The following is a 21,036-nucleotide window of genomic DNA, read 5'->3' as shown; positions in this document are numbered from 1 at the left end:
GACCCCATCGAAGCCCAGGCCCTCCTCGCCACCTACGGCCAGGACCGCCCAGCCGACCGGCCACTGTGGCTCGGCTCCCTGAAGTCGAACATCGGCCACGCCCAGGCCGCCGCCGGCATCGGCGGGGTCATCAAGATGATCCAGGCCATGCGCAACGATCTTCTCCCGAAGACGCTGCACGTCGACGCCCCGTCCCCACACGTCGACTGGACGACCGGAGACGTCGCGCTGCTCACCGAGGCCCGGCCGTGGACCCCGAACGGCCACCCGCGCCGGGCCGGTGTCTCGTCCTTCGGCATCAGCGGCACCAACGCGCACCTGATCCTCGAGGAGGCGCCCACCACGGAGGAACCGGAGCGCACCGGAACGCCCGTGCCGTGGCTGCTCTCGGCCCGCACCCCGCAGGCGTTGCAGGAAACCGCCCAACGGCTCCTCCAGCTCGACGGGAAGGCAGACGACGACGTCGCGTACACCCTTGCCCGCCGCGCCCAGCACGCTCACCGCGCCGTCATCCTCTCCGACCACCGCGAAGCGCTCGCCGCCCTCGCCACCGACGATCAACACCCGTCGCTGGTACGCGGCACCACACGACCCGCCGGGAAAACCGCGTTCCTGTGCACCGGGCAGGGCAGCCAACGCCCCGACATGACCATCAACCACCCGGCCTTTGACGCCGCCTGCACCGAACTCGACAAGCACCTCGACCGGCCCCTCCGCGACGTGCTGACCGACCCCTCGCTCATCCACGAAACCCGGTATGCCCAACCCGCCCTGTTCGCGGTACACGTCGGCCTGCACGCCCTGGCGTTGAGTTGGGGCATCACACCGGACTACCTCACCGGACACTCCATCGGCGAACTGTCCGCCGCACACCTCGCCGGAGTCCTCAGCCTCCCCGACGCCGCGCTCCTCGTCACCGCCCGAGGCAGGCTGATGAACGCCGCCACTCCCGGCGGCGCGATGATCGCGATCGAGGCCACCGAAGCCGAACTCGCACCGATGCTCGACCCAGCCCTGGCCAGCATCGCCGGAGTCAATTCACCCACCAGCACCGTGATTTCCGGCGACACCGACGCCGTCACCCAGGTAGCCGCGCACTGGGCCGCGCTCGGGCGACGCACGAAGAAGCTGACCACTTCTCACGCGTTCCACTCCCCGCACATGGACGCGATCCTCGACGAATTCGCCGCGATCGCCGCGACCGTCACCTACCACCCCGCCACGATCCCGGTCATCTCCAACCAGACCGGCGACATCGCCACCGACGAACAACTCTCCAGCCCTGAATATTGGGCCCGGCACATCCGCGAAGCCGTCCGCTACCGCGACATGGTGACCACACTGCACGGCGCCGGCGTCACGACCTACGTCGAACTCGGGCCGGACAACACCCTCAGCGCCCTCACCCACACCTGCCTACCCGACGGACACACCGCCACCATCACCGCCGCGCACCTCGGTGACCACGCCCACGCCGCACTGCACACCGCCGGGCACCGCACCGTCTGGACCACCACCACCCCCGCCGGACGGCACACCGACCTGCCGACGTACCCCTTCCAGCAGGCGTCGTACTGGCTCGACGCACCCGACGCGACGCGCGACGCGGCGAGCCTGGGCCAGAGCACCGCCGCCCACCCGCTGCTGCAGGCCGAGGTGGAGCTGCCGGACGGCGACAGCCACCTCTTCACCAGCCGGATCTCGGCGCGCACCGACCCGTGGATCGCCGAGCACGCCGTGCACGGGGCGCTGATCGTGCCGGGCGCTGCGTTCGTGGGCATGCTGCTGCACGCCGGTGACCGGGTCGGCTGCGACCTGATCGAGGAACTGACCCACCACGTGTTCCTCGCCGTCCCCGAGCAGGGCGCGCTGCACCTGCGGGTCTCCGTGGACGCGGCCGACGCCACTGGACGGCGCACGTTCAGCGTCCACTCCCGGCTCGAGGACGCGGCGCCCGGCACGGACTGGACCCGGCACGCGACGGGCGTCCTGGCCGTCGCCGACCCGGACCAGGAGCCGGCGGGGCTGGCCGAGTGGCCGCCCCCGGGTGTGGCGATCGACGTCGCGGACCTCTACAAGCGGCTGGCGGGCGCCGGGTTCGGCTACGGTCCGCTGTTCCTGGGCCTGCGGGCGGCCTGGCGGGACGGCGACACCATCTACGGCGAGGTGTCGCTGCCGGAGGGCGCCGACCCGGACGACTTCGGGCTGCACCCCGGCCTGCTCGACTCGGCCCTGCATCCGATCGCGGTCGGCTCGGCCCTGCGGCCCGAGGAGGACCCGGACGCGGGCCAGGTGCGGGTGCCGTTCACCTGGGGCGGCATCGCCCTGCACGCGGTCGGCGCGAGCGCGCTGCGGGTCCGGATCGTCGTGTCGGGTCTGGATCGGCTGGCGCTGACCATCGCCGACGGCACCGGCGCGCCGGTGGCGACCGTCGGCTCGCTCATCACCCGCCCGGTGTCGGCCGCGCAGCTGGCCGGGTCCCGGCCGGACACCGGGCTGCCGTTGTACGGCGTGGACTGGGTGCGCCGGCCGGGTCCAGGCCCGCTCGGGGGCGCTCCGGTGGAGCTGCTGCACCCCGGGGACTGGCCTGCGGTGCCGGCGGACCGGATCGCCGCGAGGGTGCCGGCCGGTGCCGGTCCTGCCGACCGCGGGCCGGTCGCCGACGTCCTGGGGCTTGTTCAGCGCTGGCTCGGTGCGCCTCGGCCGGCTGAGGCGCGGTTGCTGTTGCTGACCCGGGGCGCGGTCGCCGCCGGCACCACCGAAGACGTCTCCGATCTTGCCGGTGCCGCCGTCTGGGGCCTGGTCCGCAGCGCCCAGACCGAACACCCCGGCCGCATCGTCCTGATCGACGCCGACGAGGATCCGGACGCCGACCTCCTGGCCCGGCTCGCCGACGGCGACGAACCGCAGGTCGCCCTTCGCGGGAGCCGGATCCTGGTCCCGCGGGTGACGGCCGTGGCCGCCGGCACCCCGCCCGTGCTCGATCCCGAAGGCACCGTCCTGATCACCGGCGGCACCGGCGCCCTCGGCGCGCTCCTCGCCGCCCACCTCGTCACCCGTCACGGCGTCACCCGGTTGCTGCTCGCCAGCCGCCGCGGACCCGACGCCCCCGGCGCCGCCGCACTCCGCGCCGCTCTCACGGACCTGGGCGCGCACGTCGACATCGTCGCCTGCGACGTCACCGACCGCGGCCAGGTTGCCGAGCTGCTCGGTGCCGTCCCCGGCGCGCACCCGCTGACCGCCGTCGTGCACGCCGCCGGGGTCCTGCAGGATGCCGCGCTCACCTCGCTGACGCCCGAGCATCTCGACGTGACGCTGTCGTCCAAGGTGGACTCCGCGTGGCACCTGCATGACCTGACCGCCGGCTCGGGGCTGGCCGCCTTCGTGCTCTTCTCGTCGATCGCCGGGACGCTGGGGACGGCCGGGCAGGGCAACTACGCCGCCGCGAACGCCGCTCTGGACGGGCTGGCCGCCCACCGGCACGCGCACGGGCTGCCTGCGGTCTCCCTGGCCTGGGGGCTGTGGGCACCCACCGGTGACGGCGGGATGGGCGCCACGCTGGATGATGCGGCGGCGGCCCGGGTCGCCCGCAACGGGATCGTCCCGCTCACCGTGGCGGAGGGCCTCGGCCTGTTCGACGCGGCGCTCGCCGGTGAGCGGCCCATGCTGGTGCCGGCCCGGCTGGATCCGGTGGCACTGCGCGGGCTGGCCGACGACGGTGAGCTGCCGGCCGTGCTCCGCGGGCTGGTGCGCACGCCGGCCCGGCCGGTGGCGCGCGGTGGCCGGGCCGGCGGTGACGAGTTGCGCCGGCAGCTGGCCGGGCGGCCGGAGCCGGAGCGGCGGCGCATCCTGACGGACCTGGTCTGCGCGCAGGCGGCGGGCACACTCGGGCACGCCTCGGCGGCGATGGTGGAGGTGGACCGGCAGTTCCAGGACCTCGGCTTCGACTCGCTGAGCGCGATCGAGTTCCGGACCCGGCTGGGCAAGGCCGCCGGGTTGACCCTGCCCGCGACGTTGATCTTCGACTATCCGACGCCGGCCGCGCTCGGCGCCCACCTGACCGCCGAGCTGTCGGAGGCGGCCGCGGACGTCCCGGCCCGGGTCGTCCGGCGGACCCGGACGGGCGGCGATGAGGCGATCGCGATCGTCGGCATGGCGTGCCGGTTCCCGGGTGGTGCCGACACCCCGGAGGCGCTGTGGGACCTGGTCGCCGGCGGTGTCGACGCGGTCGGTGGTTTCCCGGCGAGCCGGGGCTGGGACGTCGACGACCTCTACGACCCCGATCCGGACGCCGGCGGCAAGACGTACGTGCGTGAGGGCGGCTTCGTCTACGACGCGGAACGGTTCGACCCGGAGTTCTTCGGGATCAGCCCGCGGGAGGCGCTTGCGATCGACCCGCAGCAGCGGCTGCTGCTGGAGACCTCGTGGGAGGCGCTCGAACGGGCCGGCATCGACCCGGCGACGCTGCGCGGCACCGCCACCGGCGTCTTCGCCGGGGTGTCGGCCCAGGAGTACGTCTCGCTCCGCCACACCGGCCCGGAGGGGGTGGAGGGCTATCTGCTGACCGGGACCACGACGAGCGTCGCGTCGGGCCGGATCGCCTACACGTTCGGCCTCGAGGGACCGGCCGTCACCGTCGACACCGCCTGCTCCTCATCGCTGGTCGCCATGCACCTCGCCGGTCAGGCGCTGCGCAGCGGCGAGTGCGACCTCGCCCTCGCCGGCGGCGCCACCATCATGGCCGGCCCCGGCATGTTCATCGAATTCAGCCGGCAGCGCGGACTCGCACCCGACGGCCGCGCGAAGTCCTTCTCCGCCACCGCAGACGGCACCGCGTGGGCCGAAGGCGCCGCCATGCTCCTCCTCGAACGCCTTTCCGACGCCCAGCGCAACGGTCACCCGGTGCTCGCCGTGATCCGCGGTTCCGCAGTCAACCAGGACGGTGCCAGCAACGGCCTCACCGCGCCCAACGGCCCCGCCCAGCAGCGGGTCATCCGTCAGGCTCTCGCAAACGCTTCCCTGACTCCATCCGACGTCGATGCGGTCGAGGCGCACGGCACCGGCACCACCCTCGGCGACCCGATCGAAGCCCAGGCCCTCCTCGCCACCTACGGTCAGGACCGGCCCGCGGACAGTCCGTTGTGGCTCGGCTCCCTGAAGTCGAACATCGGCCACGCCCAGGCCGCCGCCGGTATCGGCGGGGTCATCAAGATGGTCCAGGCCATGCAGCACGGCGTGCTGCCGCAGACGCTGCACGTCGACGAGCCGTCCCCGCACATCGACTGGGCGGCCGGCGAGGTGGCGCTGCTGACCGAGGCGCGGGCCTGGCCGGCGACCGGCAGGCCCCGGCGGTCCGCGGTGTCGTCCTTCGGCATCAGCGGCACGAACGCGCACCTCATCCTGGAACAGGGGATGACGCCCGCGGCGCCGCCGTCCGGCAACGGCGCGGCCGGGTTGCCGTGGCTGCTGTCGGGCGGCACCGCTGAGGCGTTGCTGGACAACGCCGCACGGCTGCGCGACCACCTGGACGGTGAGGCGGACGACGACGTCGCCTACACCCTCGCCCGCCGGGCCCAGCACACCCACCGCGCCGTCATCCTCGACAACCACCACGAAGCACTCGCCGCCCTCGCCACAGACAGTCCCCACCCGTCCCTGGTCCGCGGCACCACCCGACCCGCCGGGAAAACCGCCTTCCTCTGCACCGGGCAGGGCAGCCAACGCCCCGACATGACCATCAACCACCCGGCCTTCGACGCCGCCTGCACCGAACTCGACAAACACCTCGACCGGCCCATCCGCGACGTCATGACCGACCCCACGCTCATCCACGAAACCCGCTACGCCCAACCCGCCCTGTTCGCCGTCCACGTCGGCCTACACGCCCTCGCACTCAACTGGGGCATCACACCGGACTACCTCACCGGACACTCCATCGGCGAACTCTCCGCCGCACACCTCGCCGGAGTCCTCAGCCTCCCCGACGCCGCGCTCCTCGTTGCTGCCCGAGGCAGACTGATGAACGCCGCCACACCCGGCGGCACGATGATCGCCATCGAAGCCACCGAAGCCGAACTCACACCGATGCTCGACCCAGCCCTGGCCAGCATCGCCGGGATCAACTCACCCACCAGCACCGTGATCTCCGGCGACACCGACACCGTCACCCAGGTCGCCGCACACTGGGCCGCGCTCGGACGACGCACCAAACGACTGACCACCTCCCACGCGTTCCACTCCCCACACATGGACGCAATCCTCGACGAATTCGCCGCCATCGCCGCCACCATCACCTACCACCCCGCCACGATCCCCGTCATCTCCAACCAGACCGGCAACATCGCCACCGACCAGCAACTCTCCAGCCCCGAATACTGGACCCGACACATCCGCGAAGCCGTCCGCTACCGCGACATGATCACCACACTCGAGCGGGCCGGCACCAACACCTACCTCGAACTCGGGCCGGACAACACCCTCAGCGCCCTCACCCACACCTGCCTACCCGACGGACACACCGCCACCATCACCAGCGCACACCTCGGCGACCACGCCCAAGCGGTGCTGCACGCCGCAGGCCGGGAGACGACCTGGACCACCAAGACCCCCGCCGGCCACCACGCCCCGCTGCCGACGTACGCCTTCCAGCACCGGCCGTTCTGGCTGACCCCGCCGGCGACCACCGGCGACCCGAACAGTCTCGGCCAGCACGGCGCCACCCACCCGCTGCTGCAGGCCGAGGTGGAGCTCCCCGACGGCGGCCGGCTCTACACCGGGCGGATCTCCCGGCGCACCCACCCGTGGCTCGTCGAACACGCCGTGCACGGCACGGTGGTCCTGCCCGGGGTCGCGTTCATCGACCTGCTGCTGGAGGTCGCGGACCGGGTCGGCGCGGCGGCGATCGAGGAGCTCACCCACCACGTCTTCCTCGCCGTGCCCGAGCGGGCCCCGCTGCACCTGCGGGTCAGCACGGGCACTGCGGAGGTCGGGCGGTGGACCTTCGCCGTCCACTCCAGGCCGGAGGACGCGGCGCCGGGCACGGCCTGGACCCGGCACGCCAGCGGCACGCTCACCGCCGAAGCCCCCGGGTCCGCCGAGGCGCTGGCCGCGTGGCCGCCGGACGGCGCGTCCCCCCTGGACACCGAGAGCTTCTACCGGGAGTTCGCCGAGCGCGGCTACCACTACGGCCCGCTGTTCCAGGGCATGCGGGCCGCATGGCGGGACGGCGAGACGATCTACGCGGAGACCGTCCTGCCCGAGGGGACCGGGCCCGATGCGTACGGCGTGCACCCCGCCCTCTTCGACTCCTCGCTGCACCCGCTGAACTTCCGCTACGACGGCGGCACGGTGCGGTTGCCGTTCTCCTGGACCGGCGTCAGCCGGCACGCCGTCGGCGCCACCGCGCTGCGGATCCGGGTCACCCCGGCCGGACCGGACACGGTGTCGCTGCTGATGGCCGACCCCACCGGCGCGCCCGTGCTGGCGGTCGACGCCCTCACCATGCGCCCCGTCTCGCCGGAACAGCTGGCCGCGTCCCGCCCGGACGCCCGGCCGCCGCTCCACCGCATCGCCTGGACCGCCGCGCCCGCACCGGCCGGAAACACGCCGTCCCTCGCCGCCCTCGGCGCGCCGGGCGACGCTCCGGCCGGGGTGCCGGTCCACCCGGACCCGGCCGCGCTCGCGGACGCGGGTGCCGTGCCCCCGATCGTGCTGGCCCGGGTGCCGGCCGCCACGGGCCCGGACGACCGTGCGCCGATCCGGGCGGCGCTCAGCCTGGTCCAGGGCTGGCTGGCCGACGAGCGGCTGGACGGCAGCCGCCTGGTGCTGCTGACGCAGGGTGCGGTCGCCGCCCAGGACGCCGAGGACGTCGCCGACCTGCCTGCGGCTGCGGTGTGGGGTCTGGTGCGCAGCGCGCAGACCGAGCATCCCGGCCGGTTCGTGCTCGCCGATGCCGACGCCGCACCCGCGGATCTGGCGCGGGAACTGCTGGCCGAGGCGCTGGGCGGCGACGAACCGCAGCTCGCGCTCCGCAACGGCCGGGCTTTCGTGCCCCGCCTGGTCACCGTCGACCGCCCGGCGGAGCCCGCGGCCGAGGGCCGGTTCGACCCGGCGGGCACCGTCCTGATCACCGGCGGCACGGGCGCGCTGGGCGCGCTGCTGGCCCGCCATCTCGTCGTCCGGCACGGCGTCCGCCGGCTGCTGCTGACCAGCCGCCGCGGCCCGGACTCCCCCGGTGCCGACGCCCTGATCGCCGAGCTGGCGGAGCTGGACGCGCACGCCGAGGTCGCCGCCTGCGACTCCGGCGACGGGGCCCAGCTCGCCGCCCTGCTCGCCGCGATCCCGGACGCGCACCCGCTGACCGCGGTGATCCACGCCGCCGGGGTGCTCCGGGACACCACCGTCGGCGCGCTCGACGACGAAGGCCTGGAAGCCGTGCTGGGGCCGAAGGCCGACGGCGCCTGGCACCTGCACCGGCTGACCGCGGACCGGCCGCTGGCGGCGTTCGTGCTCTACTCGTCGGTCGCCGCCACGATCGGCAGCGCCGGGCAGGCCAACTACGCCGCCGCGAACGCCTACCTGGACGGGCTCGCCGCCCATCGGCACGCACACGGGCTGACGGCGGCGTCGCTCGCCTGGGGGCTGTGGGCGCCGACCGACGGCGGCGGCATGGGCGCGGCGCTCCAGGACGCCGATGCGAACCGGATCGGCCGGACGGGCGTCCTGCCCCTGCCCGCCGCGGATGCGCTCGCGCTCTTCGATGCCGCCCTCGGCAGCGGTGCGCCGACCCTGGTGCCCGCCCTGTTCGACCACGGCGCGTTGCAGTCCCGGGCCGCCGCCGGCAGCCTGCCCGCGGTCTTCCGCGCTCTGGTGCGGGTCCCGCAGCGGCGGGCCGCCACCGGCACCGGCCACGGCGGTGACGCACTGCGCCGGCAGCTGTCCGGACAGCCCGCGGCCGAGCAGCTCCGTGCCGTCCTGCAGCTGGTCCGCTCCCGGGTTGCCGAGGTGCTCGGCCACACCGACGCGGACCGGATCGACGCCACCCGCGCGCTGCTGGACATGGGCCTGGATTCGCTGACCGCGGTGGAGTTCCGCAACATGCTGAGCGCGGCGACCGGGCTGCGGCTGCCGGCCACCCTGGTCTTCGACTACCCGACCCCGCTCGCGATCGCCGAGTTCCTGCACGGGCGCCTCGCCGACCTGCCCGCGGACCGGACCGTCGCCGCCGCACCCGCCCGCACCGTGGACCTCGGTGACGAGGGGATCGCGATCGTCGGCATGGCCTGCCGGTTCCCGGGCGGCGCCGACACCCCGGAGGCGCTGTGGGACCTGCTCGCCGGTGGGATCGACGCGGTCGGCGCCTTCCCGGAGAGCCGGGGCTGGGACGTCGACGACCTCTACGACCCCGACCCGGACGCCAGCGGCAAGACGTACGTGCGGCAGGGCGGTTTCCTCCGGGACGCGGAACGGTTCGACCCGGAGTTCTTCGGGATCAGCCCGCGGGAGGCGCTTGCGATCGACCCGCAGCAGCGGCTGCTGCTGGAGACCTCGTGGGAGGCGCTCGAACGGGCCGGCATCGACCCGGCGACGCTGCGCGGCACCGCCACCGGCGTCTTCGCCGGGGTTTCCGCCCACGAGTACCTGTCGCTCCTGCACACCGGCGCCGAGGGGGTCGAGGGTCACCTGTTGACCGGGACCACGACGAGCGTCGCGTCGGGCCGGATCGCCTACACGTTCGGCCTTGAAGGGCCGGCCGTCACCGTCGACACGGCCTGCTCCTCGTCGCTGGTCGCCATGCACCTCGCCGGTCAGGCGCTGCGCAGCGGCGAGTGCGACCTCGCCCTCGCAGGTGGCGCGGCCGTGATGTCGACGCCGGGCATGTTCATCGAGTTCAGCCGGCAGCGGGGGCTCGCACCCGATGGCCGCGCGAAGTCCTTCGCAGCGGGCGCGGACGGCACCGCGTGGGCCGAGGGTGTCGGGATCCTCCTCTTGGAGCGGCTGTCCGACGCCCGACGCAACGGCCACCCCATCCTCGCCGTGATCCGCGGTTCCGCGGTCAACCAGGACGGCGCGAGCAACGGCCTCACCGCGCCCAACGGCCCTGCCCAGCAGCGGGTCATCCGTCAGGCTCTCGCCAACGCCCGTCTCGCACCCTCCGATGTGGACGCCGTTGAAGCGCATGGCACCGGTACCACCCTCGGCGACCCCATCGAAGCCCAGGCGCTACTCGCCACGTACGGCCAGGACCGCCCAGCCGACAGTCCGCTGTGGCTCGGCTCCCTGAAGTCGAACATCGGCCACGCCCAGGCCGCCGCCGGTATCGGCGGCGTGATCAAGATGGTCCAGGCCATGCAGCACGGCGTGCTGCCGCAGACCCTGCACGTCGACGAGCCGTCCCCGCACGTCGACTGGGACTCGGGCGAGATCGCGCTGCTCACCGAGGCGCGGCCGTGGGAGCGCAACGGTCACCCGCGCCGGGCCGGGGTGTCATCGTTCGGGATCAGCGGCACGAACGCGCACCTGGTCCTCGAGGAGGCGCCCACCACGGAGGAGCGAGAGCGCACCGGGGCGCCCGTGCCGTGGCTGCTCTCGGCCCGCACCCCGCAGGCGTTGCAGGAAACCGCCCAACGGCTCCTCCAGCTCGACGGGAGGGCCGACGACGACGTCGCGTACACCCTCGCCCGCCGGCCGCAGCACGCCCACCGCGCCGTCATCCTCGCCGACCACCAGGCGGCACTCGCCGCCCTCGCAACAGATGATCAACACCCGTCGTTGGTGCGTGGCACGACACGACCCGCCGGGAAAACCGCCTTCCTCTGCACCGGGCAGGGCAGCCAACGCCCCGACATGACCATCAACCACCCGGCCTTCGACGCCGCCTGCACCGAACTCGACAAACACCTCGACCGGCCCATCCGCGACGTCATGACCGACCCCGCACTCATCCACGAAACCCGCTACGCCCAACCCGCCCTGTTCGCCGTCCACGTCGGCCTACACGCCCTCGCACTCAACTGGGGCATCACCCCCGACTACCTCACCGGACACTCCATCGGCGAACTCTCCGCCGCACACCTCGCCGGAGTCCTCAGCCTCCCCGACGCCGCGCTCCTCGTTGCTGCCCGAGGCAGACTGATGAACGCCGCCACACCCGGCGGCACGATGATCGCCATCGAAGCCACCGAAGCCGAACTCGCACCAATGCTCGACCCCGCGCTGGCCAGCATCGCCGGGATCAACTCACCCACCAGCACCGTGATCTCCGGCGACACCGACGCCGTCACGCAGGTCGCCGCGCACTGGGCCGCACTCGGACGGCGTACCAAGAAACTCACCACCTCACACGCGTTCCACTCCCCGCACATGGACCAGATCCTCGACGAATTCAAGACCATCGCCGCCACCGTCACCTACCACCCCGCCACAACCCCGGTCATCTCCAACCAGACCGGCGACATCGCCACCGACGAACAACTGTCGGACCCCGCGTACTGGACCCGGCACATCCGCGAAGCTGTCCGCTACCGCGACATGATCACCACACTGCACGACGCCGGCGTCACCACCTACCTCGAACTCGGGCCGGACAACACCCTCAGCACCCTCACCCTTGCCTGCCTGCCCGACGACACCACCGCCACCATCACCAGCGCGCACCTCGGCGACCACGCCCACGCCATGCTGCACGCGGCAGGCCGGGAGACGACCTGGACCACCACCACCCCCACCGGACGGCACACCGACCTGCCGACGTACCCCTTCCAACGCCAGCCCTACTGGCTGCGGCCGGCGGCCGCCGGAACGGCCACGAGCCTGGGCCTGTCCACCGCCGACCACCCGCTGCTGTCCGCCGCAGCCGAGTTGCCGGACGGCGGCCACCTCCTGACCGGCCGGATCGGCCTCACCACCCACGCATGGCTGGCCGACCACGCCATCCACGACACGGTCCTGCTCCCGGCAACCGGCTTCGTCGAGCTGGCGCTGTACGCCGCCGACCAGGCCGGGGCGGACGGCCTCGGCGAACTGACGCTGCAGGCCCCGCTGGTGCTGCCCGCGCAGGGGGCGGTCCACCTGCGGGTCCAGGTCGGCCCGGCCGAGGACGCCAACGACCGGACGATCACCATCCAGTCCCGCCGGGAGAAGGCGCCGGCCGGGACGGCCTGGACCACCCACGCCACCGGGACCGTCGGCGCCACTGCACCGGTTGCCCCGGAGGACACGACACCGCCGGCCGGTGCGGACATGGTGGCGCTCGACGGTCTGTACGACGCGCTGGCGGTCCGGGGCTACGGCTACGGAAGCCGCTTCCGCGGCCTGGAAGCGGTGTGGCGGGACGGCGAGACGCTCTACGCCGACGTCGCCCTGCCGGCCGGGGTGGACCCCGCCGGGTTCGGCGTGCATCCGGCCCTGCTGGACGCGGCGCTGCACCCGATGCTGCTGGACGTCGCCGGACGCGACACCGGCACGGGCGGGGAGATCCTGCTGCCGTTCGCGTGGAGCGGCGTGACCCTGCATGCGTCCGGGGCGACCCGGTTCCGGCTGCGGGTGACGTCGATCGGCCCGGACACGGTGAGCCTGACCGCGGTGGACGGCACGGGTGCCCTCGTGGTGAGCGTGGAGTCGCTGACCGCCCGGCCGGTCTCCCGGGCCCAGATGGCCGGCGCCCGGGTCGCGGACACCGACCCGCTCTACGCGACGAAGTGGATCGCCGCCGGCACGAGCGACGGCGGGCCGGACCGGATCGGTGCGCTGCAGGAGCTCCCGGGTGCGACCGTCTACCGGGACCCGGACGAGGTGGCCGGGGACACCGACCGGCCGCCGGTGGTGCTGGCCGTGGTGCGGCCCGGCCGGACCGCCGCCGATCCCGGGCCGGCCGAGGACGTCCTGCGGCTGGTGCAGGGGTGGCTGACCGACGACCGGTTGGCCGACACGCGCCTGGTGATCGTCACTGGTGGGGCGGTCTCCACCCGTGCCGGGGAGGATGTCCAGGATCTTTCGGCGGCCGCCGTCTGGGGCCTGGTCCGGACCGCGCAGAGTGAGCACCCGGACCGGTTCTGGCTCCTCGACTCGGACGTTCCGGCGGCCGCGCTGCCGGCGGACGTGCTCCGGCGGGCCGTGGCCGGCGGGGAGCCGCAGCTGGCGGTCCGGGCCGGTGAGATCGTCGTGCCCCGGCTGGCCGCCGTGCCGCCGACCGGCGACGACTCGCCGGCGCTGGACCCGGACGGGACCGTGCTCATCACCGGCGGCACCGGTGCGCTCGGCGCGATCCTTGCCCGGCATCTGATCACCGCGCACGGTGCCCGGCGGCTGCTGCTGACCGGCCGGCGCGGACCGGCCGCGCTCGGTGCCGCGGAGCTGCGTGCCGAGCTGTCCGCGCTCGGCGCCGAGGTCACGATCGCCGCCTGCGACGCCGCGGATCGCGACGAGCTCGCGGCGCTGCTGGCCGGGCGCCGGCTGACCGCCGTAATCCACGCCGCCGGTGTCCTCGACGACGGCATGCTCACCGGTCTGAGCCCGCGGCGGCTGGCGGTGACGATGCGGCCCAAGGTGGACGCGGCGTGGCATCTGCACGAGCTGTCCCGTGGGCACGACCTCGCCGCGTTCGTCCTGTACTCGTCGGTCTCCGGTGTGCTGGGCGGTCCGGGGCAGGCCAACTACGCGGCGGCGAACGCATGGCTGGACGGCCTCGCCGCGCACCGGCACGCCCGGGGGCTTCCCGCCACCTCATTGGCGTGGGGGCTGTGGGCGGCAGGCATGGGCGGCACGCTCGACCCGGCGGGCGCGGCCCGGATCGCGGCGTCGGGCGTGGTGCCGCTGACCGCCGCGCAAGGGCTGGCGTTCTTCGACGCCGCGCTGCGGTTGCCGCAACGGCCCGCCCTGGTGCCGGTGCGGCTCGACCTGACCCGGCTGCGGGCGCGGGCGACGGCGGGATCGGTGCCGCCGCTGCTGCGGGACCTGATCCGGGTCCCGTCCCGGCGGACGGTCCAGACGGCCGTGGCGGACGCCGAGGCGCTGGCCCGGCGGCTGGTGACGCTCGCGGTCGACGACCGGCGCCGGGTCCTGCTGGACCTGGTCCGCGGCACCATGGCCGCCGCTCTCGGGCACGACCGGCCGGACAGCATCGAGGCGGACCGCGGCTTCCTGGACATGGGCTTCGACTCGCTGACCGCGGTGCAGTTCCGCAACCGGCTGGCCGGGGCGGTGGGCGTCCGGCTGCCGGCCACGATCCTCTTCGACTACCCGACGCCGGCGGCGCTGGCCCGGCACCTGCTGGGCCGGATCGTCCCGGAGCCCGGCGTGGCCGGGCCCGTCGGACCGGCGTCGGACGGCTCGGAGCTGGCCGCGCTGGACCGGCTGGAGGCCCGGATGCCGGGCCTGGCGCCGGACGCGCTCGGCCCGCTCGCGACCCGGTTGCAGATCCTGCTCGCCCGGGTGCACGCCGCCCGGGCCGACGGCGCCGCGGTCGCGGAACGTATCGACACCGCCAGCGACGACGAGATGTTCGACCTGATCGACAAAGAACTCGGCATCTCCTGACGTGACGCCGCTCAGCACGCCGGATCCCGGAGGAATGAACGTTCATGGTGAATGAGGACAGGCTCCGCGATTACCTGAAGCGGGTCACCACCGAGCTGCACCAGACGCGGCAGCGCCTCGTCGAGGCCGAGTCCGCGGCCCGCGAGCCGATCGCGATCATCGGCATGGCCTGCCGGTACCCGGGCGGGGTGAGCACGCCGGAACAGCTGTGGGACGTGGTCGCGGGTGAGGTGGACGCGATCACGCCGTTCCCGGAGAACCGGGGCTGGGACACCGCCGCGCTCTACGACCCGGACCCGGAGCACACCGGCACCAGCTATGCCCGGGAGGGCGGTTTCCTGCACGACGCGGACCTGTTCGACCCCGCGTTCTTCGGCATCAGCCCGCGGGAGGCGCTGTCCATCGACCCGCAGCACCGGCTGCTGCTGGAGACGTCGTGGGAGGCGATGGAGCGGGCCGGGATCACGCCGGAGTCCCTGCGCGGCTCCGACACCGGCGTCTTCGCGGGCGTGATGTACAACGACTACGGTTCCCGGCTCCAGGAGCGCACACCGGCCGGCTTCGAAGGGTTCATCGGCACCGGCAACGCGGGCAGCATCGCATCCGGCCGGGTCGCCTACACGTTCGGGTTCGAGGGCCCGGCGGTCACCGTGGACACCGCCTGCTCGTCCTCGCTGGTGGCGATGCACGTGGCCTGCCAGGCGCTGCGCAACGAGGAGTGCGGGCTGGCGCTGGCCGGCGGGGTGGCGGTGATGGCGACGCCGAGCACGTTCATCGACTTCAGCCGGCAGCGCGGGCTGGCCCCGGACGGGCGGTGCAAGTCGTTCGCGGAGGCCGCCGATGGGGTAGCATGGGCGGAGGGCGCGGGGATCCTGCTGCTCGAACGGCTCTCCGACGCCCGGCGCAACGGGCATCCGGTGCTCGCCGTGATCAGCGGCAGCGCGCTCAACCAGGACGGCACGAGCAGCCAGCTGACCGCGCCGAACGGGCCCTCCCAGCAGCGGGTGATCCGGCAGGCGCTGGCGAACGCGCGGCTGACCTCCGACCAGATCGACGTGGTCGAGGCGCACGGGACCGGGACGACGCTCGGCGACCCGATCGAGGCGCAGGCGCTGCTGGCCACCTATGGCCGGGAGCGGCCGGCGGACCGGCCGCTGCAGCTGGGCTCGGTGAAGTCCAACATCGGGCACACCCAGGCGGCGGCCGGCGCGGCCAGCGTGATCAAGATCGTCCAGGCGATGGCGCACGGCATCCTGCCGAAGAGCCTGCACATCGACGCACCGTCATCGCACGTGGACTGGTCCGAGGGCGCGGTGGAGCTGCTGACCGAGGCCCGGCCGTGGCCGGAGACGGGGCAACCGCGCCGGGCCGCGGTCTCCTCGTTCGGCATCAGCGGCACCAACGCGCACCTGATCCTGGAGGAGGCACCGGCCGACCAGCCCGCCGACCAGCCCGCTGCCGAGCCGGTGCGCCCGGTGCCGGGGCCGTGGGTGCTGTCGGCGAAGACCGAGCCGGCGCTCCGGGCCCAGGCCGCCCGGCTCCGCGATCACCTCGACACCCACCCGGACGCCGACCCCGCCACGATCGGCTCCGCGCTGGCCACCACCCGGACCCGGTTCACCCACCGGGCCGCGATCGTGGCGGACGGACCGGACGAGCTCCGTCAGGCCCTGGACGCGCTCGCCGCGGGCGAGCCCTCCGCCGCCGTGGTCACCGGCACCGCCGCCGGGTCCGCCCGGACGGTCTTCGTCTTCCCCGGCCAGGGCTCGCAGTGGGCGGGGATGGCCGCCGAACTGCTGGAGACCGCCCCGGTGTTCCGCGACCGCCTCCTGCAGTGCGCGGCGGCGCTGCGCCCGCACACCGGCTGGGACGTGCTGGACGTGCTCACCGGGCACCCCGACGCGCCGCCACTGGAACGGGCCGACGTGGTGCAGCCGGTCCTCTTCGCCGTCATGGTGTCGCTTGCCGAACTGTGGCGGTCGGCCGGGGTCCGCCCGGACGCGGTCGTGGGCCACTCCCAGGGCGAGATCGCCGCGGCGTGCGTCGCCGGGGCGCTCAGCCTGCAGGACGCCGCCCTGCTGGTGGCGCTGCGCAGCCGGGCGCTCGCCGCGATCGCCGGCCGGGGTGGCATGGCCTCGATCCCGCTCCCCGCCGCTGAGGTCGCCGCGCTGCTGACCGACGAGGGCGACCGGCTCGGCATCGCGGCCGTCAACGGCCCGACGTCCACCGTCGTCTCCGGCGACGCCGAGCCGTTGGCCGCGCTGATCGCGCGATGCGAGGCGGACGGCGTGCGGGCACGCCGCATCCCGGTCGACTACGCCTCGCACGGCGCGCACGTGGAGGCGATCGAGGAGGAGCTGATCGGTCTGCTGGCCGGGATCCGCCCGGAGGCCGCCGCCGTCCCGTTCTACTCCACCGTCACCGGTGGGCAGTTCGACACCACCGGGCTGGACGCCCGCTACTGGTACACGAACCTGCGCCGGACGGTCCGCTACGAAGCAGCGGTGCAGTCCCTGCAGGCGGCCGGTTTCCGGGTCTTCATCGAGGTCAGCCCGCATCCGGTGCTGACCGTCGCGACCCAGGAGACGCTGGACGCGGCCGCGCCGGGCGCGTCGGCGACCGGCTCGCTGCGCCGCGACGACGGCGGCCTGCGCCGGTTCCACACCTCCCTCGGGCAGGCGCACACCGCGGGCGCCGAGGTGGACTGGTCCGTCTTCCATGGCACCGCCCCCGTCCGCGCGGACGAGCTGCCCACCTACGGGTTCGTCCGGCAGCGGTACTGGCTGGACGTGCCCACGGGCGGCGGGAACGCCGCCGACCTGGGCCTGCGACCGTCCGGGCATCCGCTGCTGGGCGCGGCGGTGACCCTCGCGGACAGCGACGGACACCTGTTCACCGGCCGGCTGTCCCTGAACGCGCACCCGTGGCTGGCCGACCACGCGGTGCTCGGCGACGCGCTGCTGCCCGGCACCGCCCTCGCCGACCTGGCGTTGCACGCGGCCGAACAGGCCGGCGCGGACCGCATCGAGGAGCTGATCCTGCACGCGCCGCTGACGCTGCCCGCGTCCGGCGCCGTCCAGGTCCAGTTGCAGGTCGGCGCGCCGGGGCCGGACGGCACCCGCGCGCTGTCGATCCACTCCCGGCCGGCGGACGACGACGCGGACCCGGGCTGGACCCGCCACGTCACCGGCACTGCGGGCACGGGCGGGACAGAGCCGGCCGGGCTGCAGGTGTGGCCGCCGGCCGGCGATCCGGTCGACCTGGCCGACTTCTACCCGTCGCTGGCGGACACCGGGCTCGGTTACGGGCCGGTCTTCCAGGGGGTACGGGCCGTGTGGCGCGACACCACCACGGTGTACGCCGAAGTGGCGCTGCCGCCGGACACCGAGACCGAGGGGTACGGCATCCATCCGGCGCTGCTGGACGCCGCCCTGCACCCGATCGCCCTCGCGCACGAGCGGGACACGGTGCGGCTGCCGTTCTCGTTCGCCGGCATGCGGCTGCACGCCACCGGTGCCCGTGCCGCCCGGGTCCGGATCATCCCGGCCGGGGACGACTCGGTGACCGTGGCCCTCTTCGACCCCGACGGCGCGCCGGTCGCGACGATCGACGCGTTGGTCACCCGGCCGGTCTCGGCCGCACAGCTGGCCGCCGCGCGGCCCGCCGGGCGGCAGCCGCTCTACGCGGTGGAGTGGATCCCGCGCGAGCTGCCCGGGGTGGCGGACACGGCGGCGGTGACACTGCTGGACGGCGACGGGCCAGTGGACGCGGCGGCGGCGACGCTGCTGGACGGCGACGGGCCGGTGGGCGTGGCGGATGGCGGCGTGGTGGCGGTCCGTGTCGTCGCGGGCGCTCACCCGGCCGACCACGAACCGGTCCGCCAGTCGCTCCGGGTCCTGCACCGGTGGCTCGGCACCGAGGCGCGCATCGTGCTGCTGACGCGGGGCGCGGTCTCCACCCGTGCCGATGAAGACGTTCGTGACCTTCCCGCCGCGGCGGTCTGGGGCCTGGTCCGCAGCGCCCAGGCCGAGCACCCCGACCGGATCGTCCTCGTCGACGCCGCCGACGATCCCGGCCCCGCCCTCCTCGCCCGGATCGCCGCCGGTGACGAGCCGCAGGTCGCCGTCCGTGACGGCCGGCTGCTGGTGCCCCGCGCCACCGCCGTGACCGGGGGCGACGGGACCCCGCCGGCCCTCGACCCCGACGGCACCGTGCTGATCACCGGCGGGACCGGCACCCTCGGCCGGCTCCTCGCCACCCACCTCGTCGCGAACTACGGCGTCACCCGGCTGCTGCTCACCGGCCGCCGCGGCGCCGACGCCCCCGGCAGCGCCGAGCTCCGCGACGCGCTCGCCGCGCAGGGCGCCGACGTCACCATCGCCGCCTGTGACCTGGCCGACCGCGACGCGGTGGCCGGTCTGCTCGGCACCGTCCCGGAGGCGCATCCGCTGACCGCCGTCGTGCACGCCGCCGGGGTGCTCGACGACGGGATCATCACCGCGCTGGACGAGGACCGGCTCGACGCCGTCCTGCGCCCGAAGGTGGACGGCGCCTGGCACCTGCACGAGCTGACCGCCGGCGCGGGCCTGGCCGCCTTCGTGCTCTACTCCTCGGCGGCCGGCACGCTGGGCAGTCCCGGACAGGCGAACTACGCCGCCGGGAACGCCTACCTCGATGCGCTCGCCGCGCACCGCCACGCGCACGGGCTGCCCGCCGTCTCCCTCGCCTGGGGGCTGTGGGCCGAATCGAGCGGCATGACCGGCGCGCTGGGCGACGGTGATCGTTCGCGGTTGGCCCGCGGTGGGGTGTTGCCGCTCGACGCGACGGACGGGCTGGCCCTGCTCGACGCGGCGCTCGCGGCCGGCCGGCCGGCCGTCGCCCCGGTCCGGCTGGACCTGCCGGCACTGCGGACCCTGGCCGGCGCCGGACGCCTGCCCGCGATGCTGCGCGGCCTGGTCCGGGCGCCCGCCCGGCAGGCCGCCCTCTCCGCATCCGACGCCGGCGGACTGGCCGGTCGACTCGCCGGACTCACCCCCGGTGCGCGGGAGCAACTCCTGCTCGACCTGGTCCGCGGGCACGTCGCCGGCGTCCTCGCCTACGGCGCGGCCGACGCGGTCGACACCGATCTCGCATTCGCCGAACTCGGCTTCGACTCGCTCACCGCGGTCGAGCTGCGCAACCGGCTGACCATCGCCACCGGGCTGCGGCTGCCCGCCACGCTCGTGTTCGACTATCCGACGCCGGCCACGCTCGCCGCCCACCTCGGCGCGCAGCTGCTCGGGGCCGGCCCCGCGGCCGGGGTGCCCACCGGTGCCGGCCACCCGTCGGCGGAGCCGGTCGCGATCGTCGCGATGAGCTGCCGCTACCCGGGCGGGGTCAGCTCCCCCGATGAGCTGTGGCGTCTGCTCGCCGACGGCGTCGACGCGATCAGCGGCTTCCCCGCGGGGCGGGGCTGGGACCTCGACGGCCTCTACGACGCGGACCCGGACGCGCCGGGCAGGTCCTACGCCCGGCACGGCGGTTTCCTCTACGACGCCGACCGCTTCGACGCCGACTTCTTCGGCATCACGCCGCGGGAGGCCCTCGCGATCGACCCGCAGCAGCGGCTGCTGCTGGAGGCCTCGTGGGAGGCGTTCGAGGCGGCCGGGATCGACCCGGCGGTGCTGCGCGGCTCCCCGACCGGCGTCTTCGCCGGCGTGATGTACGGCGACTACGGTGCCCGGCTGATCAACCGGGTGCCGGACGACGTCGAGGGCTACGTGGGCAACGGCAGCGCGGGCAGTGTGGCGTCGGGCCGGATCGCCTACACGTTCGGTCTGGAGGGGCCGGCCGTCACCGTCGACACGGCCTGTTCCTCGTCGCTGGTCGCCATGCACCTCGCCGGTCAGGCCCTGCGCAGCGGCGAGTGCGATCTGGCCCTCGCCGGCGGGGTGACGGTGATGGCGACGCCGGGTCTGTTCACCGAGTTCAGCCGGCAGCGGGGGCTCGCGCCCGACGGCCGCTGCAAGTCCTTCTCCGCGGCTGCCGACGGTGCGGGGTTCGCCGAGGGCGTCGGGATGGTGCTGCTGGAGCGGCTGTCCGACGCCCAGCGCAACGGTCACCCGGTGCTCGCCGTGATCCGCGGTTCCGCGGTCAACCAGGACGGTGCGAGCAACGGCCTCACCGCCCCCAACGGACCGTCCCAGCAGCGCGTCATCCGCCAGGCTCTCGCCAACGCCCGCCTCACATCGTCCGATGTGGACGCGGTCGAGGCGCACGGCACCGGTACCACCCTCGGTGACCCGATCGAAGCGCAGGCTCTGCTCGCCACCTACGGCCAGAACCGGCCCGCCGGCCGGCCGCTGTGGCTGGGGTCGATCAAGTCGAACATCGGCCACGCCCAGGCCGCGGCCGGCGTCGGCGGCGTGATCAAGATGGTCCAGGCCATGCGCAACGGCGTGCTGCCGCGGACCCTGCACGTGGACGAGCCGTCCCCGCACGTCGACTGGACCGCCGGGAACG

Annotated in this window: 2 protein-coding genes; both read left to right on the top strand. The window is 74.4% G+C overall.

Annotated features, from left to right (window positions below; genetic code table 11):
- Positions 1-14,535, top strand: a 14,535-nt coding sequence (locus tag ACFPIJ_RS26575) for an SDR family NAD(P)-dependent oxidoreductase (protein WP_465252337.1), incomplete at its 5' end; no start/stop codon positions are given.
- Positions 14,536-14,582: 47 nt separating this feature from the next.
- Positions 14,583-21,036: SDR family NAD(P)-dependent oxidoreductase (locus tag ACFPIJ_RS26570; protein WP_380118396.1), on the top strand; the 6,454-nt coding region annotated here is incomplete at its 3' end.

Origin of the sequence: Dactylosporangium cerinum, from assembly GCF_042653625.1 — a bacterium.
Taxonomy (GTDB): Bacteria; Actinomycetota; Actinomycetes; order Mycobacteriales; family Micromonosporaceae; genus Dactylosporangium; species Dactylosporangium cerinum.
This window is presented reverse-complemented; position numbering and strand designations above follow the sequence as displayed.